The sequence below is a fragment of the Streptomyces sp. NPDC050147 genome (assembly GCF_040660195.1).
In the GTDB taxonomy this organism is placed as follows: Bacteria; Actinomycetota; Actinomycetes; order Streptomycetales; family Streptomycetaceae; genus Streptomyces.
Genome location: NZ_JBFALJ010000008.1, coordinates 197,742 through 220,305, shown reverse-complemented (window position 1 = coordinate 220,305; position 22,564 = coordinate 197,742). Strand labels below are relative to the sequence as shown.

At 71.0% G+C, this 22,564-nt stretch carries 21 protein-coding genes and 1 riboswitch; of the genes, 14 read left to right on the top strand and 7 right to left on the bottom strand.

Annotation, left to right across the window (positions count from 1 at the left end; genetic code table 11):
* Positions 1 to 192: 192 nt before the first annotated feature.
* Positions 193 to 356: riboswitch (cyclic di-AMP (ydaO/yuaA leader) on the top strand.
* 12 nt (positions 357 to 368) lie between these two features.
* Both AB0I94_RS15510 and AB0I94_RS15505 read left to right on the top strand, forming a co-directional pair.
* The gene (locus AB0I94_RS15510) at positions 369 to 1,178 is read left to right on the top strand and encodes a M23 family metallopeptidase (RefSeq protein ID WP_363310077.1); all 810 of its coding nucleotides are present in this window, start codon (positions 369 to 371) and stop codon (positions 1,176 to 1,178) included.
* A gap of 236 nt (positions 1,179 to 1,414) precedes the next feature.
* Complete coding sequence (locus AB0I94_RS15505; RefSeq protein WP_363310076.1) at positions 1,415 to 2,101, top strand: GntR family transcriptional regulator; 687 nt, start codon at positions 1,415 to 1,417, stop codon at positions 2,099 to 2,101.
* A 172-nt stretch (positions 2,102 to 2,273) separates the two neighbouring features.
* On the opposite strand, the gene AB0I94_RS15500 is transcribed toward AB0I94_RS15505, so the two are convergent.
* Positions 2,274 to 2,555, bottom strand: a complete 282-nt coding sequence (locus tag AB0I94_RS15500) for an HPr family phosphocarrier protein (RefSeq protein WP_363310075.1) — start codon at positions 2,553 to 2,555, stop codon at positions 2,274 to 2,276.
* A 226-nt stretch (positions 2,556 to 2,781) separates the two neighbouring features.
* On the opposite strand from AB0I94_RS15500, the gene AB0I94_RS15495 reads away from it, so the two are divergent.
* The 4 genes from AB0I94_RS15495 (at position 2,782) to AB0I94_RS15480 (ending at position 8,288) form a co-directional block, all read left to right on the top strand.
* Positions 2,782 to 5,721, top strand: a complete 2,940-nt coding sequence (locus tag AB0I94_RS15495) for a GNAT family N-acetyltransferase (protein WP_363310074.1) — start codon at positions 2,782 to 2,784, stop codon at positions 5,719 to 5,721.
* Positions 5,722 to 5,763: 42 nt separating this feature from the next.
* Complete coding sequence (locus AB0I94_RS15490) at positions 5,764 to 6,360, top strand: DUF5998 family protein (RefSeq protein WP_363310073.1); 597 nt, start codon at positions 5,764 to 5,766, stop codon at positions 6,358 to 6,360.
* On the top strand, positions 6,360 to 7,553 hold the full coding sequence (locus tag AB0I94_RS15485) for a nucleotide pyrophosphatase/phosphodiesterase family protein (RefSeq protein WP_363310072.1): 1,194 nt from the start codon (positions 6,360 to 6,362) through the stop codon (positions 7,551 to 7,553). Before AB0I94_RS15490 ends, AB0I94_RS15485 begins: the two co-directional genes overlap by 1 nt.
* Before the next feature lie 75 nt (positions 7,554 to 7,628).
* Entirely contained in the window at positions 7,629 to 8,288 is a 660-nt protein-coding gene (locus tag AB0I94_RS15480; RefSeq protein WP_363310071.1) for a thymidine kinase, read from the top strand.
* Between the two features lies 1 nt (position 8,289).
* Here the strand turns inward: AB0I94_RS15480 and AB0I94_RS15475 are convergent, their stop codons facing one another.
* Entirely contained in the window at positions 8,290 to 9,096 is an 807-nt protein-coding gene (locus tag AB0I94_RS15475; RefSeq protein ID WP_363310070.1) for a VOC family protein, read from the bottom strand.
* Positions 9,097 to 9,417: 321 nt separating this feature from the next.
* Here AB0I94_RS15475 and AB0I94_RS15470 point away from each other — a divergent pair, with 321 nt between their 5' ends.
* Positions 9,418 to 10,272, top strand: a complete 855-nt coding sequence (locus tag AB0I94_RS15470; RefSeq protein ID WP_363310069.1) for a sulfurtransferase — start codon at positions 9,418 to 9,420, stop codon at positions 10,270 to 10,272.
* A gap of 87 nt (positions 10,273 to 10,359) precedes the next feature.
* Here the strand turns inward: AB0I94_RS15470 and sepH are convergent, their stop codons facing one another.
* The gene (gene sepH / locus AB0I94_RS15465; protein WP_363310068.1) at positions 10,360 to 11,457 is read right to left on the bottom strand and encodes a septation protein SepH; all 1,098 of its coding nucleotides are present in this window, start codon (positions 11,455 to 11,457) and stop codon (positions 10,360 to 10,362) included.
* 464 nt (positions 11,458 to 11,921) lie between these two features.
* Here sepH and AB0I94_RS15460 point away from each other — a divergent pair, with 464 nt between their 5' ends.
* On the top strand, positions 11,922 to 13,205 hold the full coding sequence (locus AB0I94_RS15460; protein WP_363310067.1) for a hypothetical protein: 1,284 nt from the start codon (positions 11,922 to 11,924) through the stop codon (positions 13,203 to 13,205).
* A gap of 27 nt (positions 13,206 to 13,232) precedes the next feature.
* Here the strand turns inward: AB0I94_RS15460 and AB0I94_RS15455 are convergent, their stop codons facing one another.
* Entirely contained in the window at positions 13,233 to 14,564 is a 1,332-nt protein-coding gene (locus AB0I94_RS15455) for a D-arabinono-1,4-lactone oxidase (protein ID WP_363310066.1), read from the bottom strand.
* A complete protein-coding gene (locus tag AB0I94_RS15450; RefSeq protein ID WP_363310065.1) occupies positions 14,512 to 15,762 on the bottom strand; it encodes an MFS transporter in 1,251 nt (416 codons plus the stop codon). The genes AB0I94_RS15455 and AB0I94_RS15450 overlap by 53 nt, the downstream gene beginning before the upstream one ends.
* Positions 15,763 to 15,916: 154 nt before the next feature.
* On the opposite strand from AB0I94_RS15450, the gene AB0I94_RS15445 reads away from it, so the two are divergent.
* Positions 15,917 to 17,044: a ferrochelatase gene (locus AB0I94_RS15445; protein ID WP_363310064.1), complete on the top strand. Its 1,128-nt coding sequence runs from the start codon at positions 15,917 to 15,919 to the stop codon at positions 17,042 to 17,044.
* Positions 17,045 to 17,096: 52 nt separating this feature from the next.
* Positions 17,097 to 17,909, top strand: coding sequence for an inositol monophosphatase family protein (locus tag AB0I94_RS15440; RefSeq protein WP_363310063.1), 813 nt, complete (start codon positions 17,097 to 17,099; stop codon positions 17,907 to 17,909).
* Positions 17,910 to 17,988: 79 nt separating this feature from the next.
* Here the strand turns inward: AB0I94_RS15440 and AB0I94_RS15435 are convergent, their stop codons facing one another.
* Complete coding sequence (locus tag AB0I94_RS15435; protein WP_351173867.1) at positions 17,989 to 18,162, bottom strand: hypothetical protein; 174 nt, start codon at positions 18,160 to 18,162, stop codon at positions 17,989 to 17,991.
* Between the two features lie 303 nt (positions 18,163 to 18,465).
* On the opposite strand from AB0I94_RS15435, the gene AB0I94_RS15430 reads away from it, so the two are divergent.
* From AB0I94_RS15430 to AB0I94_RS15415, 4 genes are all read left to right on the top strand, one after another.
* Positions 18,466 to 19,119, top strand: coding sequence for a response regulator transcription factor (locus tag AB0I94_RS15430; protein WP_363310062.1), 654 nt, complete (start codon positions 18,466 to 18,468; stop codon positions 19,117 to 19,119).
* Between the two features lie 6 nt (positions 19,120 to 19,125).
* A complete protein-coding gene (locus tag AB0I94_RS15425; protein ID WP_363310061.1) occupies positions 19,126 to 20,358 on the top strand; it encodes a HAMP domain-containing sensor histidine kinase in 1,233 nt (410 codons plus the stop codon).
* 393 nt (positions 20,359 to 20,751) lie between these two features.
* Positions 20,752 to 21,048, top strand: coding sequence for a DUF4193 domain-containing protein (locus AB0I94_RS15420; protein ID WP_055544889.1), 297 nt, complete (start codon positions 20,752 to 20,754; stop codon positions 21,046 to 21,048).
* 13 nt (positions 21,049 to 21,061) lie between these two features.
* The gene (locus AB0I94_RS15415) at positions 21,062 to 22,000 is read left to right on the top strand and encodes a hypothetical protein (RefSeq protein WP_363310060.1); all 939 of its coding nucleotides are present in this window, start codon (positions 21,062 to 21,064) and stop codon (positions 21,998 to 22,000) included.
* A 79-nt stretch (positions 22,001 to 22,079) separates the two neighbouring features.
* On the opposite strand, the gene AB0I94_RS15410 is transcribed toward AB0I94_RS15415, so the two are convergent.
* On the bottom strand, positions 22,080 to 22,526 hold the full coding sequence (locus tag AB0I94_RS15410; protein ID WP_363310059.1) for a DUF3093 domain-containing protein: 447 nt from the start codon (positions 22,524 to 22,526) through the stop codon (positions 22,080 to 22,082).
* Positions 22,527 to 22,564: the final 38 nt, after the last annotated feature.

Below are 22,564 nucleotides of genomic sequence, written 5' to 3'. Positions count from 1 at the left end.
GTCAGGACATATCGGGACCCCAGTGGCGAGAATTGGCTACTGGGGTCCTCATATGTCCGAATTGCTATGGAGGTTACGTGTCTGACCTGTGGCGTGCGCTACAAAAGCTCTGATCCGTTTGTCGTTTGAAAGACGCCCCGCTTAGCGTCTGGTCCGGCTGTTCGTCATGCAGTACGCCGCACCCGCGGCACCGGACAGTCATCGCCGAGTCCCCGTACGGCGCGAGCCAGGGGAGCCGGGGACCCACATGTCCCCTTGGGGTGAATCGGGAACCTTGCCGTCAGGTGAGGGACTCGTAGGAGACCTTCCTGCTCCGAACCCGTCAGCTAACCCGGTAGGCGAGAAGGAAGGAAAGGATCAGCCGCTTCATGGCGTTCACCCGTGCCACCGGGAAGCACCGTCGCCCGAGCCGCCTCACGCGTACGACCGCGAACGTGGCGGGCGTCGCAGCCCTCACCACCACCGGTGTCATCGGAGGCCTGGCCGCTCCGGCGCTCGCCGCCGACGACGCGGCGGCTCTTGAGCACACCGGCCTCACCCAGGCGATATCCGTGGGCGACTCGCTCGCCGAGAGCATCGACGCGCAAGCCGCTGCCCAGCAGCAGGCCGCCGACGCCGCCGCGGCCGCCGAGAAGGCCGAAGAGGCCGCCAAGAAGAAGGCCGAAGAGGCGAAGCGCAAGGCCGAGGCCGAGGCCGAGGCGAAGGCCAAGGCCAAGAAGGAGCGCGAGGCCAAGGAGCGTGCCGCTCGCGAGGCCGAGCGCAAGCGCCTCAACAGCTACGTCTCCCCGATCTCCGGCTCGTACGTCTCCACGGGCTACCAGACCGGCGGCGCCATGTGGTCCTCCGGCAGCCACACCGGCGTCGACTTCCACGCCGCGTCCGGCACCCCGGTCCACGCGGTCGGCTCCGGCACGGTCGTCGAGGCCGGCTGGGGCGGCGCCTATGGCAACAACGTGGTCATCAAGATGAACGACGGCACGTACACCCAGTACGGCCACATGTCGTCCCTCGGTGTCACGGTCGGCCAGGCGGTCACTCCGGGCCAGCAGATCGGCCTCTCCGGCTCCACCGGCAACTCCAGCGGCCCGCACCTGCACTTCGAGGCCCGTACCGGCGCGGACTACGGCACGGACATCGACCCTGTCTCGTACCTCCGCTCGCACGGCGTCAACGTCTGATCCAGAGATCCAGAGATCCAGAGATCCAGCGATCAAGGGCGGACGCGGCAAGCGCACCTGATTCACCGAAAGCCCCGGCTCGTCGAGAGCCGGGGCTTTCGCCGTTCCCGTAGCGCCGCTGGCCAAAATTGCCCCTGGATTTCGGCCGACCTTCGGAGATTCGGCCGCTCTGCAATAGAGTCGCCGAACAGGCGTCGATCGACCGCGTTTCGCGGGGATTAAGGCGGAGGTCAGTCATGCGCATTCCCGCGCACTCGGTATGCACGGCCATCCGGGACGACATCGTCTCCGGTGTCTACGAACGCGGTGGCCGGCTCACCGAGGAACTGCTCGCGCGCCGCTATGGAGTCTCCCGCGTCCCCGTGCGCGAGGCCCTGCGCACCCTTGAGGCGGAGGGCTTCGTCGTCACGCGCCGGCACGCGGGCGCGTGCGTCGCGGAGCCCACCGAGCAGGAGGCTGCCGACCTCCTGGAGATCCGGGCGCTCCTGGAGCCCCTGGGTGCGGCCCGAGCCGCCCAGCGCCGCACGGAGGCCCACCTGAAGGTCCTGCGCGGCCTCGTCAGGCTCGGCCAGGAGCGGTCGAGGCGCGGCCAGAGCGAGGATCTGCGCTCCCTGGACGGCTGGTTCCACGAGACGCTCGCCCAGGCGTCCGGCAGCCCGGGCCTCACGGCGCTGCTCACCCAGCTCCGGCACAAGATCGCCTGGATGTACGTGGTCGACTCCCCGGCCGCTCCCGCCGAGGCCTGGGCCGAGCACGCCGCGATCGTCGACGCGGTGACGCGCGGGGACGCGGAGCGGGCCCGCACGCTCACCGCGCAGCACACGGAGCGTGCGACCTTCGCCCACCGGCTGCGCGGCGTGCGCGCCATCCCCGGTGTGAGGGGTTCGCAACATTCCGTAAACACGGCGGGCCTTCGGCTTTAACAGAGGCGCCGTATACAAAGAAGTGTTATTCGGCGGGAGTTCTTTTCTGCTGCCCGAATTCGGCGCCGCCGCCGATATTCGGAAGCTGAAAGAAAAAGGAGAGCCGGAAACGTCGTAGGGCCCGCCCCCATTTCAGGGGGCAGGCCCTACGGCGTATGCGTAGCGGTCTTTGTCAGACGGTCTCGGGAAGCTCCTCGAGACCGTCCTCGACCAGCTTCGCCAGACGGTCGAGAGCGGCGTCCGCACCCTCGGCGTCAGAGGCGAGCACGATCTCCTCGCCGCCCTGCGCGCCCAGACCGAGCACCGCGAGCATGGAGCCGGCGTTCACGGGGTTGCCGTCAGCCTTGGCGATCGTCACGGGGACGCCGGCGGCGGTGGCCGCGCGGACGAAGATGGAGGCGGGTCGGGCGTGAAGGCCCTCGGCCCAGCCGACGTTGACGCGGCGCTCAGCCATGTGTTGCTGCCCTTCCAGGTGTCTCACACTTGTCTAGACCAGTGTCTCATGCCGTCACGAGTGCTCCGCCGGCCGGTGATCCGTACGGGGTGGTCACGGACGGTGCCGACCGATGGCCCGGTGCACCGTCGACCGTACGCCCTCGCGCCTCGGGCCCTCGTCCCGCTGTTCGACGTCTCCTAGCCTGCCCCGGCCAAGGCGCCCCCGCGACCCGTACCCTGGGCCCATGCAGACCCCGTCGGACCGGCACGCATACCCCTCCCACTGGGAAGCCGATGTCGTCCTGCGTGACGGAGGCACCGCCCGGATCAGGCCCATCACGGCCGAGGACGCGGACCGCCTGGTCAGCTTCTACGAACAGGTCTCGGACGAGTCGAAGTACTACCGCTTCTTCGCGCCCTACCCCCGCCTGTCCGCCAAGGACGTGCACCGTTTCACCCATCACGACCAGGTGGACCGGGTGGGCCTCGCGGCCACCGTGGGCGGCGAGTTCATCGCCACCGTGCGCTTCGACCGCATCGACTCCCGCGGCATGTCCGCCAGCGCGCCCGCCGACGAGGCCGAGGTCGCCTTCCTCGTGCAGGACGCCCACCAGGGCAGGGGAGTCGCCTCCACCCTCCTCGAACACATCGCCGCCGTCGCCAGGGAGCGCGGCATCCGCCGCTTCGCCGCCGAGGTGCTGCCCGCGAACACGAAGATGATCAAGGTGTTCACGGATGCGGGCTACCAGCAGAAGCGCAGCTTCGAGGACGGCGTCGTACGGCTCGAATTCGATCTGGAGCCGACCGACCGCTCGCTCGCCGTGCAGCGCGCCCGTGAGCAGCGGGCGGAGGCGCGGTCGGTGCAGCGGCTGCTCACGCCGAAGTCGGTCGCCGTGATCGGCGTCGGGCGCACGCCGGGCGGCGTGGGGCGCAGCGTCCTGCGGAATCTGCGCGAAGCGGGCTTCACGGGGCGGCTGTACGCGGTGAACAGCGCCTTCGAGCAAGGCACCGAGGTCGACGGGGTGCCCGCCTACCGCTCCGTGCGCGACATCGAGGAGACCGTCGAGCTCGCCGTGGTCACCGTGCCCGCGGAGCGGGTCCCGCAGGCCGTCGACGAGTGCGGTGAGCGCGGGGTGCTCGGGCTCGTGGTGATCTCCGCCGGGTACGCGGAGAGCGGTCCCGAAGGGCGGGAGCGGCAGCGCGAACTGGTGCGCCAGGCACGGTCGTACGGCACGCGCATCCTCGGCCCGAACGCCTTCGGCGTCATCAATACCTCGCCGGACGTGCGGCTCAACGCGTCCCTGGCCCCCCACCCTCCCGAGCGCGGCAGGATCGGCCTCTTCACCCAGTCCGGCGCGATCGGCATCGCGCTGCTCTCCGGGCTCCACCGGCGCGGTGCGGGCCTGTCGACCTTCGTGAGCGCGGGCAACCGCGCGGACGTGTCCGGCAATGACGTCCTCCAGTACTGGTACGAGGACCCGGACACCGATGTCGCCCTGATGTACCTCGAATCCATCGGCAACCCGCGCAAGTTCACGCGGCTCGCCCGGCGCGCGGCGACGGCGAAGCCGCTGGTCGTGGTGCAGGGCGCGCGGCACAGCGGCATCGCGCCCACGGGGCACGCGGTGCAGGCCACGCGGCTTCCGCATGCCACGGTGTCGGCGCTGCTCCGCCAGGCGGGGGTCATCCGGGTCGACACCGTCACCGAGATGGTGGACGCGGGGCTGCTGCTCGCGGGACAGCCGTTGCCGTCCGGGCCGCGGGTGGCGATTCTCGGGAACTCCGAGTCGCTCGGGCTTCTCACGTACGACGCGTGCGTCGCCGACGGGCTCCGGCCGGCGCCTCCGCGGGATCTGACCACGGGTGCAACCCCCGCGGACTTCCGTGCGGCGCTTGCCGAGGCGTTGTCGGACGAGTCCTGCGACACGGTGATCGTGACGGCGATTCCCTGGGTGGGGGAGGACGGGATCACGGCGTCCCCGGAGACACTCGCGGGCGAGTTGCACGCTGCCGCGACGGGGTGCCCGGCGAAGCCCGTGGCCGTGGTCCACGTGGAACTCGGCGGGCTCGCCGAAGCGCTGGCCGCCGCGACGCGTACCCGCCCCGACGCCCCTGCCCCCGCCCCCGCACCCGGCAGCGAGGGATATGCCCACCGGTCCCGCCCCGCGGAACGCCCGCCCACGCCGACGGCGGCCACAGAGGGAGAGCCCGCGGCACGGCCGGGCGAGGCCGCGGCACCGGCCACCGGAGCGGGCGCCGCGCGAGAAGCGCCCCCCGAAGCCGCTCCTGAAGCAACCCCCAGCCCGGCTCACCCCCACCGCATCCCCGCCTACCCGGCCGCCGAGCGGGCCGTCCGGGCGCTCGCCCAAGCCGTGAAGTACGCCCAGTGGCGGCGTGAGGCCAAGGAGCCCGGCAAGGTCCACGAGTACGAGGACATCGACGAGAGCGGTACCGCCCGGCGGATCGACGAGCTCCTCGCCGCGCAGGACGACCCGCGCGGCGCCACCCTCGCCCAGGCCGACGCCCGCGAACTGCTCGGGCGGTACGGCATCGACGTACGGGACGCCCTGCCCGCGCCCGACCCGGACGCGGCCGTGACGGCCGCCCGCGCGCTCGGCTACCCCGTGGCCCTCAAGACCACGGCCCCGCACCTGCGCCACCGCGCCGACCTCGGCGGCGTACGGCTCGATCTGGCGGACGAGGAACAATTGCGCCGGGCCTACGCGGAATTGACCCGCGCCTTCGGCAAGCCCGCCGAGCTGCGGCCCGTCGTGCAGGCGATGGCCCCCCGCGGCGTCGACACCGTCGTCCGCGCCGTCATCGACCCGGCGGCCGGAGCAGTGCTCTCGTTCGGGCTCGCCGGCGCCGCGTCCGAGCTGCTCGGCGACACCGGGCACCGCCTCGTCCCGGTCACCGAACGCGACGCGGGTGCCCTGGTCAGATCCATCCGGACCGCCCCGCTCCTCTTCGGCTGGCGCGGTTCGGCGCCGGTGGACACCCCGGCCCTGGAGGAGCTGCTCCAGCGGGTCTCGCGCCTCGTGGACGATCACCCCGAGGTGGTCACCGTGTCCCTGGAGCCCGTGGTCGTCGCCCAGCGCGGCCTCTCGGTGCTCGGCGCCTCCGTGCGGCTCGCACCCCCGCCGGCCCGCGACGACCTCGGCCCGCGGTCCCTGCCCGGGTACTGAGGCGGCCAGTGGGGCACCGTGCGCCCTCCGCCGGGTCGTAGGATGGACGGCATGGCAAAGACCGGTACGACGACCCAGGGGCTGCGCGCGGCGATCGAGCGCAGCGGCTACTACCCGGCCCTCGTGGCCGAGGCGGTGGAGGCCGCGATCGGCGGCGAACCCATCGGGTCCTACCTGGTCCACCAGGAGACCACGTTCGACGCGAACGAAGTGCGCCGGCATGTGACGGTCCTCATCCTGACGGGCACCCGCTTCATCGTCAGCCACACCGACGAGCAGGCGGCGGACAGCACCTCTCCGACGCCGTACGCGACGACCTCCACGGAGTCCGTCAAAATCGGCCGGATCTCATCGGTGGTCGTCAGCCGCGTCGTCGCCAACCCCGAGAAGTACGTCCCGGGCTCGCTGCCCCGCGAGGTCGTCCTGACCATCGGCTGGGGCGCCGTGTCGCGCATCGACCTGGAGCCCGCCGCCTGCGGCGACCCCAACTGCGAGGCGGACCACGGCTACACCGGCAGCTCCACCGCCGATGACCTCAGCCTCCGTGTGAGCGAGGCGGGCGACGGCCCGGACGCCGTGCGCCAGACCTTGGCCTTCGCACAGGCGCTGTCCGAGGCGACCGCGGACACCACCCGCTGATGTCCCTGCCCGCCTGGGACGACGTGGAGCCGCTGTCCCTCGAATCCGCGCCCCTGCCCGAGTACGGCGTGGGCTCGCTCGCCGACCTGCTGCCCACGCTCGTCGCCCACCAAGGCGTCGAGGGCTTCGCGCCCGTCATCCCGGAACTCGCCCCGGCCGACCGGAACTGCGTCTTCCTGATCGACGGCCTCGGCTGGGAGCAGCTCCGCGCCCACCCTGACGAGGCGCCCTTTCTGACCTCGCTCCTCAGTTCCTCCCGCGGTGGCACGGGGCGCCCGATCACCGCGGGCTTCCCCGCCACCACCGCGACCTCCCTGGCCTCGGTCGGTACGGGACTGCCGCCCGCCTCCCACGGTCTGCCGGGCTACACCGTCCGCAACCCCGCCACCGGCGAGCTGATGAACCAGCTCCGCTGGAACCCGTGGACGGACCCGCGCAAGTGGCAGCCGTACCCCACCGTCTTCCAGCAGGCCCACGCGGCGGGCGTGCACACCGCGCAGGTGTCGTCCCCGACGTTCGAGAACACGCCGCTCACGAAGGTCGCGCTGAGCGGCGGCAGCTTCCGTGGCCGGCTCTCCGGTGAGGACCGCATGGACCTGGCGGCCGAGCAACTGGGCGCCGGTGACCGCTCGCTGGTCTACACGTACTACGCGGAGGTCGACGGCAAGGGGCACCGCTTCGGCGTCGACTCCGACGCCTGGCGCGGCCAGCTCATGTACGTCGACCGCCTGGTCCAGCGCCTGGCCGAGCAGCTGCCACCGCGCAGCGCCCTGTACGTCACCGCCGACCACGGCATGCTCGACATCCCCTTCGACGAGCGCTCCCGCATCGACTTCGACGAGGACTGGGAGCTGCGCGCCGGCGTCGCCCTCCTCGGCGGCGAGGGCCGTGCGCGCCACGTGTACGCGGTGCCGGGCGCGGAGAACGACGTCCTGACCGTCTGGCGCGAGGTGCTGGGCGAGCAGTTCTGGGTGGCGAGCCGGGACGAGGCGATCGCGGCGGGCTGGTTCGGCCCGCCCGGCGCCGTGGAAGAGCGGGTGTACGGACGCATCGGCGACGTTGTCGCGGCAGCCCACGACGACGTGGCGATCATCGCCTCCGAGAAGGAGCCGAAGGAGTCGGCCCTGGTCGGCATGCACGGCTCCATGACCCCCGTCGAGCAGCTCGTGCCGCTCATCGAAGTACGCTCCTGACCGGACTCCCGGTGGAACGGTGCCGGGCTCTCCCCTCGTAGTCCCCTCGTACGTCCCGAAAGGCCCCAACCTCCCATGCCCGAGCTGGTGTTCTTCTCCGGAACGATGGACTGCGGAAAGAGCACCCTGGCTCTGCAGATCGAGCACAACCGATCGGCGCGCGGCCTGCAGGGGATGATCTTCACCCGCGACGACCGTGCGGGCGAGGGCAAGCTCTCCTCACGGCTCGGTCTCGTCACGGACGCGATCGAGGCCGGTGACGACTTCGACTTCTACGCCCATCTCGTCGACCACCTCTCGCAGGGCGGGCGCGCGGACTACGTGATCGCTGACGAGGCGCAGTTCCTCGCCCCCGGCCAGATCGACCAGCTGGCGCGCGTCGTCGACGACCTGGGCCTCGACGTCTTCGCCTTCGGCATCACCACGGACTTCCGCTCCAAGCTCTTCCCCGGCTCGCAACGTCTGGTCGAACTCGCCGACCGCGTAGAGGTGTTGCAGGTCGAGGCGCTGTGCTGGTGCGGAGCCCGTGCCACGCACAACGCCCGCACCATAGGCGGTGAGATGGTCGTCGAAGGCGCCCAGGTCGTCATCGGCGACGTCAACCACGCGGCGGACGAGGTGGGTTACGAGGTGCTGTGCCGCCGCCACCACAGACGCCGGATGACGGCGGCGACCTCGCACGCGGGCGCCCTGTCGCCCGACGTGCTGCCGGTCGACACGTCCGCCCGCGTCTGAGTCAGCTCTCCGAGCGCACGAGCGTGAAGACCGCGCCCTCCGGGTCGGCGACCGTGGCCTCCCGTCCGTGGGTGCCGGCCCGCGCGGGCTTGACGACGTGGCCGCCGAGTTGGACGACCCGCTCCACCGATTCGTCCACGTCGGCGACTTCGAAGTACGTCATCCAGTGCGCGCCCCGGTCCCGCGGCAAGGCGTGTCCCATGCCGTGCACCGAGGCCACCGGGTGCCCGTCGACCTGGAGCGTCACATAGTCCAAGTCGGCCGAGACGACCGCCTCTTCGGTGTATCCGAAAACCGCTTGATAGAACTTGACGACGCCCGCCGTCTCCTGCGTGACCAGTTCGTTCCAGGCCGGGGCCCCGGGCTCCCCGACGACGGCGGCGCCCAGATGCTCCGCCGCCTGCCAGATCCCGAACACCGCGCCCGCGGGGTCCACCGCGATGGCCATCCGCCCGGCCGCGCCCGCGTCCAGCGGCCCGACGCCGATCGTGCCGCAGCAGTGCCGCACGGCCTCGGCCGTGGCGTCCACGTCGTCCGATGCCAGGTACGGCGTCCAGGCGATCGGCAGATGGTGGTCGGGCGGCAGCTGACCGATCCCGGCCACCTCGTGGCCGTCGAGCAGGGCCCGTACGTAGGGCCCGAGCTGCTCCGGCCCTGGCTGGAACTCCCAGCCGAACAAGGCTCCGTAGAACTCCTGGGTCGTGGCCAGGCCATGCGCCATCAGACTCACCCAGGTGGGTGTGCCTGGCGCGTGGCGGACGGCCTCCGAGCCGTCATGCCGGCCCGTCGACCCCCGTGCCTCCGTCATCGTCACTCTCTCCTCGGCCCTTCAGGTGGCCGCTCGGCTCCGCTTTCGAATGCACGTACCTATGTCGCGCCCTGACCCGCCCGTGCAGATGCTCGCACCACCCGTGGCGCCCCGAGCCCGGGCCGCGCCGCTTGTCCACGGCTCCGCCCAGAGGATGCCCGGTTTGCCGTCTCTCATCCGTTGACGCGCGGTTGCTCTGAGGTGTCGTTCGGCAGTACAGGGTGTGCCCGCTTCCGTACGCCGCGTGTTCGGCGGGCTTACGGCGGAGCAGGGTAGCCGGACCTGGCCGATGCGGCCACCCCATGCGCAAGGATGGGGCCCATGAACGCCATCATCTCCGCATCCGAACTCGCGAGCGACCTGACGGGCGAGAACCCGCCGGTGCTCCTGGACATCCGCTGGCAGCTGAGCACCGCCAAGGCGGCGGGTGCCCCCGCCTTCGACGGCCGGGCCGAGTACGAGAAGGGGCACATCCCCGGCGCTGTCTTCGTCGACCTGGACGCCGACCTCGCGGGCCCGGCGGGCTCGGCCGGACGGCACCCCCTGCCGGACGTGGAGCACTTCGGGGCGGTGATGCGGGCGGCCGGGGTCTCGGCCGACCGGGACGTGATCGTGTACGACGGCGGGCAGGGCTGGGCCGCCGCACGCGCCTGGTGGCTGTTGCGCTGGACGGGGCATCCTTCGGTGCGCGTGCTCGACGGCGGCCTCGCCGCGTGGGGCGGTCGGCTGGAGTCCGGTGACGAGCGCCCGACGGCCGCGGGATCGTTCGTCCCCGAGACGAACACCACGGACCTCCTCGATGCCGACGCGGCGGCGGCCCTCGCCCGCTCCGGGCTGCTCCTGGACGCCCGCGCCGCCGAGCGCTACCGCGGTGACGTCGAGCCGATCGACCGCGTCGGCGGCCACATCCCGGGCGCGGTCTCGGCGCCGACCACGGAGAACGTCACGGCGGACGGCACTTTCAAGCCGCCCGCCGACCTCGCGGAGCGCTTCAACTCCCTGGGCGCCTCGGAGACTTCCGAGGTCGGCGTCTACTGCGGCTCAGGCGTGTCCGGCGCCCACGAGGTGCTCGCCCTCGCGGTGGCGGGCATCCCGGCGTCGCTGTACGTCGGCTCGTGGTCGGAGTGGTCCTCGGACGAGTCCCGCCCGGTGGCCAAGGGCCCGGACCCGCAGTAGCCGGAGGAACACCACCGGGGTCCCGCACCTGCACGGTGCGGGACCCCGGATGACGAACGACGTCGCACGCGGCCGTACGACGCGGTGTTACTCCTGCTTCTTGCGGCGCGTGCCGAAGACGATCTCGTCCCAGCTGGGCACCGCCGCGCGGCGCCCTGGACGGACGCCGTCGGCCTCCGCCTGGCGGTCGGTGGTGCCGGTGAGGCGGTCGCGGTGACTGGCCACCGAGCGCGGCATCAGGACGTCCGCGTACGCGGCGCCCGCGCCGGCCGATGCCGCGGGGGGCTCCTCGGCCTCCGGCTCCTGCTCGGACTCCTCCACGGGCGGGAGATCCGTGGTCGGGAGCGCGGGGCGCTCCGGCACGATCATGTCCCCGCGGAAGCTCGGCACCGCCTCCAGAAGGCTGGTGAGCGAGTCCCGCTCCGACTCGGAGACGGCGGCGGTCGCGGCGGTTGCCGTGCCCTCCTCCGCGGGCTCCGGGGGCAGCGGCACGCTCGGGCGCTCCAACTGCCGGTCCAGGGCGCGGTCAAGGGGACGGTCGAGCGAGGGCCTGTCCCGGGGCAGCCGTGCGATGCGCGGCACGAACGGGAAGCTGGGCTCGGGCGCGGCGATGTCGTCCGTCTCGCCGATCAGCGAGCGTGCCTCGTCGTCCACGGCCTGCACGAGCCGCCGCGGCGGGTCGTACGTCCAGCTCGCGGAGTGCGGTTCGGTCGCGACGCGGTAGACGAGCAGGACCTCCCAGGTGCCGTCGTCACGGCGCCAGGAGTCCCACTGGACGGTTTCCTTGTCGGCGCCGCGCAGGAGCAGTCGCTCCGATACGGCCTCGCCGAGCTGGGGTCCGGTGTTCTCGCCGGGACGGCGCACGGGCGTCTTCCGGGCCCGCTCGGCCATGAAGGCGCGCTCGGCGAGCACGGGGCCCTCGAAGCGGCGGACGCGATCGACGGGGATTCCGGCGAGCGAGGCGACTTCCTCCGCGCTGGCACCGGCACGTATACGCGCCTGGATGTCGCGGGGGCGGAGGTGGCTCTCCACCTCGATCTCGATCTGGCCGAGACGCGGGCGGTCGCCGCGCACCGCGGCGCGCAGTCGCTCGTCGATCGGAAGCGTGTACTCCGTGCTGTCCGCAGCCTTCAGCACCAGCCGTGTGCCGTCGTTGCTGACGGCCACGACACGCAGTTCGGGCATGGGAACCTCCCGGGTGGTGCCTGCCGACGTCACGTGCGTCGCTGCTTCCGCTAGTCGAGTGTGGCCTGCCCGGGTGCAGCCTGCCACAACCTTGCCGAGTTGCCCGGGCGTGTCGGGCACGGGCCCAAGGTCGCCGTTATGGCACGGTTACCTTTTCGCAACTCTCAGTGACCATTTTGGTCACCCCTGTGCGGCGAGCCCCCTCCCGGCGGTTCTGGAAGACCCCGGGCACCCAGGTGGGAGACCGGACCCAGGGCTCGCAACAGTACTCCATTCGGGCCACGCGGGTGGTCCGCCGCGCCGCCGAAGTTCTCGCGGGGGACGGGAGTTGGCGCTCGGGGATACCCGGGCAGGGTGGTGTACGAGTGGCACACTTCACGGAATCTCCAAAAACGGAACTAACCACTTCACCCATACGTCCCTTTCTCATGCAGTCAGTCGAGAAAGGCAGGCAAGGGGCGGAGATGCGTGAAAAGCCGGATTCCGGCAGGGAGTCGAAGGACGAGACGGAACCGACGGACTCGGCGGAGACGAAGCGGCGTCTCGACCTGAGTGTGCCGCAGGTGGCGGGAAGCGCGGTGGCCGCGGTCGTGGCGGCGAAGCTCGCGTCGAGCTTCGGCGTCTACGGCACGATTCTCGGCGCCGGAGTGGTGAGTGCCGTCGCGACCTGTGGCGGCACGCTTTTCCAGCACTTCTTCAAGCGCACGGGCGAGCAGATACGTGACGTCACGGTGCAGGCCAAGCCGCGGGTGCGGCAGGTCCCGGTGACCGACGGCTCGGGTGCGCCGGTGGCGGAGACGTTCAGGGCGGCGGCGTACACGGGCGCGACCGCGCACACCGGGACGGGGCCCGTGACGACCACATGGGGCAGGACGGTCGAGCCGGACGCCGCTTCGGTGCCGCATCTCGCCACTGACGTGGACCGCACGACGATGCTTCCCGCCGCCACCGCCGCTGTTGACGCGGATCGCACGAACGTACTGCCGGTCGTGGACGCCGACGCGGACCGCACGACCCTGCTGCCCGTGGCGGACACGGGCGCCGATGCCGATGCCGATGCCGATGCCGACTCCGATGCCGATGCCGACAAGACGCAGATGCTCGGCTCGCTCGATGCCACGCGGCTCGTGCCCCGGGACGACGCGACACGCGTCCTGCGGTCGGCGGCTCCGGTCGTGCCGCGGGAGCCGGCCGCACCCCCGCTTCCCTCGGACGAGTTCACCCACGGCACCACGCACCGCACACAGATGCGGAGCTGGAAGCGGCCGTTGGTCGCGGCCGCCGTGGTCTTCGGGGTGGCCATGGCCGGCATCACGACGTACGAGATCGTCTCCGGCGAGGACCTCAGCGGGGGCCACGGCACCACGATCGGCAACGGCTTCTCGGGCGGGAGCAGTTCGCGGGACCGGCAGCCCACACCCTCGACCGAACCCTCCGGGCAGCCGTCCGACGGCGCTTCCACGGGAACCGACGACGGGTCGCGGCAGGGCGGCGACGCGTCGCGGAGCCCGGACGGGACGAACTCCCAGGCGCCGGACGACGGCGACGACTCGGGCTCCGGTGCGAAGGACGACCCCGGCAAGGGATCGGACTCGGGTACGGATTCCGGCGACGACGACGGTTCGAAGACGGACCCGACCCCGACGCCCACCCCCACCCCCACTCCGACTCCGACGCCGACCCCGTCGAGCGGCGGCGACACCGACAGCGGAAACGACGTGCAGCGGGGAGAGACCGCCGCCCCGTAGGCGGCGGCCCCGTCCGTCCGGAAAACCTCAGTCGCCCAGGACGCGACGCAAGTAGTCGTTGCCGAACAGGCGCTCCGGGTCCAGGCGGTCGCGCAGGGCCGTGAACTCGCCGAAGCGCGGGTACGCCTGCGCGAAGTAGGCGGCGTCACGAGTGTGGATCTTGCCCCAGTGGGGCCGGCCCTCGTGGGCGGTGAAGATCCGCTCCGCGGCGGTGAAGTACGCCTGGTAGGGCGTGCCCCGGTACATGTGGACGGCGATGTACGCGCTCTCCCGGCCCGAGGCCGTGGAGAGCGTGATGTCGTCCGCGGGGGCGGTGCGGACCTCCACGGGGAAGCTGATCCGCAGGTTCGAGCGCTCCACCATCGTCTTCAGCTCGCGCAGCGTCTCGACCAGGGCCGCCCGCGGAACGGCGTACTCCATCTCCATGAAGCGCACGCGGCGCGGACTTGTGAAGACCTTGTAGGGAATGTCCGTGTAGGTGCGGGCGGAGAGGGCCTTGCTGGAGATCTTGGCGATCCCGGGGATGGTCGCGGGGACGGCCCTGCCGATCGTGTTGACCACCTGGAAGAGGCCGTTGGAGAGAATTTCGTCCTCTACGAAGGCGCTGACTCTGCCGGGCGGGGCGGCGGGGCCCAGACTGCGGTTGTTGCGCTTGGTGGTGCAGTTGCCGGTGTGCGGGAACCAGTAGAACTCGAAGTGCTCGTTCTCGGCGTAGAGCGCGTCGAACTCCTCGGTGACCTTGTCGAAGGTCATCGGCTCCTCACGGGCGGTGAGGAAGAAGACCGGCTCCACGGCGAAGGTGATCGCGCTGATCACGCCGAGTGCGCCGAGCCCTGTCCGGGCCGCGGCGAAGACCTCGGGGTTCTCCTTCTCCGAGCAGGTGAGGACCCTGCCGTCCGCGGTGACCAGCTCAAGTGCCTTGACCTGGGCGGAGATGGAGGCGGATTCGCGGCCCGTGCCGTGCGTGCCGGTGCTGATGGCGCCGGAGACCGTCTGCTCCATGATGTCGCCCATGTTCGTGAGCGAGAGGCCCTCGCGGGCGAGCGCCGCGTTCAGGCGCTTCAGCGGAGTACCCGCTTCCACCGTGACGGTGCCGGCCTCGCGGTCGATCTTCCGGATGCCCGTGAGGAGTTCGGGGCGTATCAGGAGGCCGTCGGTCGCCGCGGTCGCCGTGAAGGAGTGGCCGGTGCCGACCGCCTTCACCCTGAGGCCGTCCTCCCTGGCCGCGCGCAGCGCCGCGGAGAGTTCGTCGACCGACGCGGGGGTGACCTCCCTGGCCGGGCGGGCGGTGACGTTGCCCGCCCAGTTACGCCACGCTGTCGTGCTCTTCCCGCTGCCCGTGCCCGTTGCCGTGTTCATGGGTCCCTCCCCGTTGCGGAACCGGCTGCTTCAGCCGGCGATACCCAAGGAACCCGACCGCCACCGCGGCGGCCCCGGAGATTCCGGGGACCGCGTACCCGGCGTCCGAGCCGGCGGCGTCGATGACCCAGCCGGCCGCGGAGGAGCCGAGCGCGACGCCGACCGCGAGTCCGGTGCTCACCCAGGTCATGCCCTCGGTCAGCTTCGCGCGTGGTACGTGCTGTTCGACGAGAGCCATTGTCGTGATCATGGTCGGCGCGATGGAGAGGCCCGCGATGAACAACGCCACGGCCAGAAACGGAAGGTTCCCGACCAATTGAAGCGGGATCATACTCACGGCCGTCGTACAGACACCCAGCAGCCACCTCGGGGCCGGAGCGCCCTTGAAGTGCATGAGACCGAACGCCGCGCCGGCCACACAGGAGCCGAGCGCGTACACCGCGAGCACCAGGCTCGCCATCGCCTTGTGGCCATGGTCCTCGGCGTACGCGACGGTCACCACGTCGATGGAGCCGAAGATCGCACCCGTCGCCACGAAGGTCGCGACCAGAACCTGCAGCCCGCCGGAGCGCAGCGCCGAGCCCTTCGTGTGGTGTTCACGGCCGTGCGGCACGGGCTCGGTGGTCCGCTGGGCCGTCAGCCAGAAGACGCCCACGGCGAGGAAGGCACCGGCGAGGAGCGGCCCGGCCTCCGGGAACCACACCGTGGAGAGCCCGATCGAGATGATCGGCCCGAAGATGAAGCAGACCTCGTCCACCACGGACTCGAAGGAGTACGCGGTGTGCAGCTGCGGGGTGTCCCGGTAGAGCACCGCCCAGCGCGCCCTGATCATCGAGCCCACACTCGGCACGCAGCCGACGAGGGCGGCGAAGACGAAGAGCGTCCAGTCCGGGAGTTCGTACTTCGCGCAGAGCAGGAGCCCGGCGACCGCCACGAGGGACGCGAGGGTCGCGGGCCGCAACACCCGGCGCTGGCCGTACCGGTCGACCAGACGGGAGATCTGCGGTCCGATCGCGGCGGCGGAGAGCGCCACGGTCGCGGAGAGCGCGCCCGCGAGTCCGTACCGCCCGGTGAGCTGGGACACCATCGTCACGATGCCGATGCCCATCATCGACAGCGGCATCCGTCCGAGGAAGCCCGCCGTCGAGAACTCCTTGGTGCCGGGGGCGGCGAAGATGGCGCGGTAGGGGCTGGGCACGTAGGACTCCGCTGAGGCGCCGGGGCGACTCCGTGCGGCTCTGCGCGCGGGGCCCCGGTAAGGCGTAAAGATGGCCCATACAGCTTACGGTCCCGACAGGGCCGGACGCACCGTGATTTTCCGGCTGTCAGTGGCGGGTGGCAGGATCGGATACATGTCCGATGCGCTCGATGCCTCTCCCTATGACGCCCTGCTGCTGCTCTCGTTCGGCGGCCCCGAAGGCCCCGACGACGTGGTCCCGTTCCTGGAGAACGTGACGCGGGGCCGCGGCATCCCCAAGGAGCGGCTCAAGGAGGTGGGGCAGCACTACTTCCTGTTCGGCGGGGTCAGTCCGATCAACGACCAGAACCGCGCCCTGCTCGACGCCCTGCGCAAGGACTTCGCGGAGCACGGCCTCGACCTGCCCGTCTACTGGGGCAACCGCAACTGGGCGCCCTATCTGACCGACACCCTGCGCGAGCTCGTCCAGGACGGGCACCGCCGCGTGCTCGTCCTCGCGACCAGCGCGTACGCCTCGTACTCGGGCTGTCGCCAGTATCGGGAGAACTTGGCCGACTCCCTGGCCGTGCTCGCCTCCGAGGGTCTCGCTGTGCCGCGCGTCGACAAGCTGCGGCACTACTTCAACCACCCCGGCTTCGTCCGGCCCATGATCGACGGGGTCCTGAAGTCCCTGGCCGACCTCCCCGCTGACGTGCGGGAAGGGGCACACCTCGCCTTCACGACGCACTCCATCCCGACCGCCGCCGCCGACACCTCCGGTCGCGTCGAGGACCACGGGGACGGCGGCGCGTACGTCAAGGAGCATCTGGACGTGGCCCGGCTCATCGCCGACGCGGTGCGCGAGGAGACCGGCGTCGAGCACCCCTGGGAGCTCGTCTACCAGTCGCGCAGCGGTGCCCCGCACATCCCGTGGCTGGAGCCCGACATCTGCGATCACCTGGAGGAGCGCCAAGCCGCCGGAGCGCCCGCCGTGGTGATGGTCCCGATCGGTTTCGTGTCGGACCACATGGAGGTGCTGTACGACCTCGACACCGAGGCCGAGGCGAAGGCCGCGGAGCTGGGCCTGCCGGTGCGCCGCTCGGCCACGGTCGGCGCCGACCCGCGGTTCGCCGCAGCGATCCGTGAGCTGGTCCTGGAACGCGCGGGCACGGAGAGCGGGCGCCAGGTCACGCCCTGCGCCCTGGGCGCGCTCGGCGCGAGCCACGACCTGTGTCCGGTGGGCTGCTGCCCGGCGCGCGCCCCGAAGCCCGCGGCCGCCGGCGCCGACAGCCCGTTCGCGTGAGCAGGAACCCGCAGGCGACCCCGCACGCGACCCCGTAGGCACTAGGAGCACCGTGACCGACCCCGCAGAGCAGCAGCTGAAGGCCGAACTCCTCGGCGTCGCCCTGGAGGCCGCGCACCGCGCGGGGGCTTTCCTGCGCGACGGGCGCCCGGACGACCTGGGCGTGGCCGCCACCAAGACCAGTGCGGTCGATGTCGTCACCGAGATGGACATCGCCTCCGAGAAGCTGATCACCGACTTCTTCGCCGAGCGCAGGCCGGACGACGGCGTGCTCGGCGAGGAGGGCGCAAGCTCCGAGGGCAGCAGCGGCATCCAGTGGGTGATCGACCCGATCGACGGCACCGTCAACTACCTGTACGGACGTCCCGACTGGTCGGTGTCCATCGCCGCCCGCAAGGACGGCGAGACGCTGGTCGGCGTGGTGCACGCCCCGATGCGTGGGGAGACCTACCGCGCGGTCCTCGGGGAGGGCGCCTTCGTCAACGACAAGGCGGCGCACACCCGCCCCGCGCCCCCGTTCGAGCAAGCCCTCGTCGGCACCGGGTTCGGTTACGTCGCCGCGCGCCGCGCCCAGCAGGCCGAGGTGGCCCGGCAACTGATCCCGCTGGTCCGTGACATCCGCCGGGGCGGCTCGGCGGCCATCGACCTGTGCGACGTCGCGCTCGGCCGCCTGGACGCGTACTACGAGCGTGGCCTCAACCCCTGGGACTTCGCGGCCGGGGACCTCGTCGCCCGGGAGGCGGGCGCCCTGACCGGTGGGCGCCCCGGAGAGGCCCCCACGGGCGAGCTGACCATCGCGGCCCCGCCCGGCCTCTTCGAGGACCTGCAGGGCCGCCTGGAAGAGCTCGGCGCCTGGCACGACTGACGCACGGACACGACCGACGCACGGAAGGGCCCCGGCATCTCGTCCACAGATGCCGGGGCCCTTCCGCTCGTGCACTCGATCAGGCGTGCAGCACGCCGACCTCCACGCCGTGCTCGGCGGCCAGCCGGTGCAGGTCCTCCAGTTCGGCCTGCTCGACCTCGGCAAGAAAGTCGTCGCCCGTCTCACGGGCCTTCGTGAGGTCGGATTCCGTGGCCTTTATGCGCTGCAGCAGTCCTGCGGTAAAAGCGTCCATGGTTGCGCCCCCTCGGCTGGGTCGTGGGTCGATGGCACGGGGGTGTGCCCTCAAGAAGGGGCGATCACGTCTCGGGTCGCTCTGGAGAAAGCGTGTCGTGGCGTGCCACATACAAAGCGTGATCGCGGGTGTGTGGTCGTCCTCCCCTCGCTCCCTTCCACGGAAACCTCAACCCTCGGAGAAAAACCCGCATTCCCGGGCCGGGACACCGCCTTACAGCCGGTTTATGGCCGAAAGGGGCAGGATGGAGGCCACACCCCACGAACAGACCTGCCCGCAGGGGCACAGAGGAAGGACAGCGACGTGCGCGTACTCGTCGTCGAGGACGAGCAACTGCTCGCCGATGCGGTGGCCACCGGACTGCGCCGGGAGGCCATGGCCGTCGACGTCGTGTACGACGGAGCGGCCGCCCTGGAACGCATCGGGGTCAATGACTACGACGTCGTGGTGCTCGACCGGGACCTCCCGCTCGTGCACGGGGACGACGTCTGCCGCAAGATCGTAGAACTGGGCATGCCGACCCGCGTCCTGATGCTCACGGCGTCGGGCGACGTCAGTGACCGGGTCGAGGGCCTGGAGATCGGCGCCGACGACTACCTCCCCAAGCCCTTCGCGTTCAGCGAGCTCACGGCACGCGTGCGTGCCCTCGGCCGGCGTACGAGCGTGCCGCTGCCGCCCGTCCTGGAGCGCGCCGGGATCAAGCTCGACCCGAACCGCCGCGAGATCTTCCGTGACGGCAGGGAGATCCAGCTCGCGCCCAAGGAGTTCGCCGTCCTCGAAGTGCTGCTGCGCAGCGAGGGCGCCGTCGTCTCCGCCGAGCAGCTGCTTGAGAAGGCCTGGGACGAGAACACCGACCCGTTCACGAACGTGGTCCGGGTGACCGTCATGACCCTGCGGCGAAAGCTCGGTGAGCCGGCCGTCATCGTGACGGTGCCCGGCTCCGGCTACCGGATCTGATCCGCGGTGGCCGCGACCCCGGCGCCGCCAGCAGCGCCCCCGAAACCCACCTGGGACCCCAGGAAGGCCGAACCGCCCTTCCCGTGGCTGCGCCCCACGATCCGCATACGGCTCACGCTGCTGTACGGCGGCATGTTCCTCATCGCGGGCATCCTGCTGCTCTCGATCATCTACTTGCTGGCCGCGCAGGCCCTGAACGTGGGCAGCGACCTGCCGTTCAAGATCGTCTCCGGCCAGGTGGCCAGCGACACCTGCAACTTCCCGAGCTCGCCCTCGGCCGGTGAGCTCAACAACGCCATGAACGCCTGCGTCAACGAACAGCGCCAGCACGCCCTGGACAACCTCCTGAGCCGCTCGCTGCTCGCGCTGCTCGGGCTCGCGGTGATCGCCTTCGCCTTCGGATACGCGATGGCGGGCCGCGTCCTTTCGCCGCTGGGCCGCATCACGCGCACCGCGCGCAGGGTGGCCGGCACGGACCTGTCGCGGCGGATCGAACTGGACGGCCCGGACGACGAGTTGAAGGAGCTCTCGGACACCTTCGACGAGATGCTGGACCGTCTGGAGCGTGCCTTCACGGCCCAGCAGCGGTTCGTCGGCAACGCGTCCCACGAGCTGCGCACCCCGCTGGCGATCAACCGCACGCTGCTCGAGGTGCACCTCTCCGACCCCGGCGCCCCCGCCGAGCTCCAGCAGCTCGGCAAGACGCTCCTTGCGACCAACGAACGCAGCGAGCAGCTCGTGGAGGGCCTGCTGCTGCTCGCCCGCAGCGACAACCAGATCGTGGAGCGCAAGCCGGTCGACCTCGCCGAGGTCGCCGACCGCGCCGTCGACCAGGTGCTGACCGAGGCCGACGCGAAGGGCGTCGAGATCCGCGGGGAGCGCGGACCGGCCGTCGTACAGGGCAACGGCGTGCTCCTGGAGCGGATCGCCCTGAACCTCGTCCAGAACGCTGTCAGGTACAACGTGCCGGACGAGGGGTGGGTGGAGGTCACCACGGAGGCCCAGCACGGCCAGGCGGTCCTCGTGGTGTCGAACACGGGCCCCGTGGTGCCCGCGTACGAGATCGACAACCTCTTCGAGCCGTTCCGGCGACTCAGGACGGAGCGGACGGGCAGCGACAAGGGCGTGGGACTCGGCCTGTCGATCGCCCGGTCGGTGGCGCGGGCTCACGGGGGCCGTATCATCGCGGAGCCGCGCGAGGGGGGAGGGCTCGTGATGCGAGTCACCCTTCCTCTCTGAGATGCTGCCGCGGACGCGCCGCCGTGTTCGCTTTGCGCGGAATTTTCGGGACCTGTTCCTGGAGATTTCCTGTGCGATCGATCACAGGGGCGAATTTTCGGCCATCTACTCTCCGTGATCGTGAAAGTCGTTGGAAAGCCGGGAAAATCCGGGTTTTCAGGGGTCTTGATCACGGGAAGTACACGGGGTGGCACCTGTGAAGTGCGACATTCGGACCGTGTACGGTCCCGATCGCCATCCAAACCGATCACCTCAGCAGAGGTGCGGTTGGGTGTCGATTGAGTAACAGACCTTGATGTGAGGCAAAATCTCCGCCTCAGGTCGGGCACAAGTCCGGCCTCTCACGCGTTACGTGCGCTGAGACACCGCAGACACCCAGAGGGGGAGAGCGACATGGCAACGGACTACGACACCCCACGCAAGACCGACGATGACGTCAACGAGGACAGCATCGAGGAACTGAAGGCGCGGCGGAACGACAAGTCGACCTCGGCCGTAGACGTCGACGAGTTCGAGGCCGCAGAGGGCCTTGAGCTGCCCGGCGCGGACCTGTCGAACGAGGAGCTCGCCGTTCGGGTGCTCCCGAAGCAGCAGGACGAGTTCACCTGCATGAGCTGCTTCCTGGTGCACCACCGCAGCCAGCTGGCCAGGGAGAAGAACGGCCAGCCGATCTGCCGCGACTGCGACTAGGGCAGGGTCGGCCGTGACAGGCTCGACCCCGCCGAGGAAGCGCCGCTTCCGTAAGCGCGGAGCGGACAAGGACAGCGCCACCACGAACGGCGTGCGTGACGACGAGCGGGGCTCTTCCCCCACAGGAACAGCCTCGCTCGGACCGGCGAACGCCCCAGAGGTGGCACAGGACGCGACGGCGGCCGACAAGGCGTCCAGGACCCATGGGTCCAAGGGCCGCGTTGCCGCCGTCACGGACGGAGTCAAGGCGGGCGTACGCATGAGCGGACGCAGCGCCAAGGCCGGCATCGGCTATCTCGCCGACCGGATCATCGACATCGCCCCGCGGGTCCCCATCCGCGACCTGGGCACCCTTCGCAAACAGTTCCCGGGCCTGGACGCCGAGCGGCTCGCGGACAAACTCATCTCCGGCGCGGCCAACGCGACATCGACGGTCGGTGCCGGGGTCGGTGCCGCGGCGATGATGCCCGTGCCGCCCGCGATGCCCGCGGAGATGGCCGCCGAGATCACCGGGGTCGCGGCGATCGAGCTGAAGCTGATCGCCGAACTCCACGAGGTCTACGGCCGGCGCCCGCCGGGCAACCTCAAGGAGCGAAGCTCCGCCTACCTCACCGCGTGGACCGAGGAGCGCGGCATCGACGTGGTCAAGCCCGCTTCGATCAACGCCGCGCTCGGCGGCCACATGAAGCGCGAGCTGCGCCAGCAGATCATGAAGCGCATGGTGCGCAACCTCCCGAACCTGATGCCCTTCATGGTGGGCGCCGCGGTCGGGGCGGTGATGAACCGCCGTGACACCAAGAAGCTCGCTGAGCGGGTCCGTGCGGACCTGCGGAGGTCGCAGGTGCCCTGGGACGCCCTGCCGGAGCTGCCGCCCCTTGAGCAGCCCGTGAAGCCGCTCGACCCCCTGAATCCGCTGCGCCCCGGCACGCCGCCCAAGGAACTGGGGCGCTGACGCGGCAGTACACCCCGAAGAAGGCCCCCGGCGGCAGCCCGGCCCATCAGGCGGCGGGTGCCCGAGAAGCAGCAGCTTCCTACGGAGTCCGTACCGCCGTGAGCGCCGCCGCGAGCGCCTCGGGGTGCCGCGTCGACACGTACACGTACGGAGTCGGGTCCTGCGGGTCCGTGATCTCGACGCGCAGCGCCGTGGGGATGTAGGCACGCAGCAGCATGAAGGCGCGCGGGTCGGCCTTCGGGCCGCGCCAGGCGCGCGCTCCCTCCGCGTCGAGCACCTCGGGCTCGCCGAGCGCGGAGACCGGGATCTTCGCGTCGCCGGCGACGAGCGAGCCCGCCACCACGCGGATCCGGGGGGAGCCGTACGAACTGGTGACGACCGCGGCGACCGCCGTTCCGGCGACCAGGCCGCCGAGCAGCGGCAGAGTGCCGAAGGGGAGCATGATCAGCGCCATCGCGACGCCGACCAGGAGCGAGACAAGCCACCAGGAACGGGGCGCCGTCAGGCGTTCTTCGTAAGGCTGCATGTGAGCAAGCTTGGCACGGTGAGCCGCGTCGGTGAGGT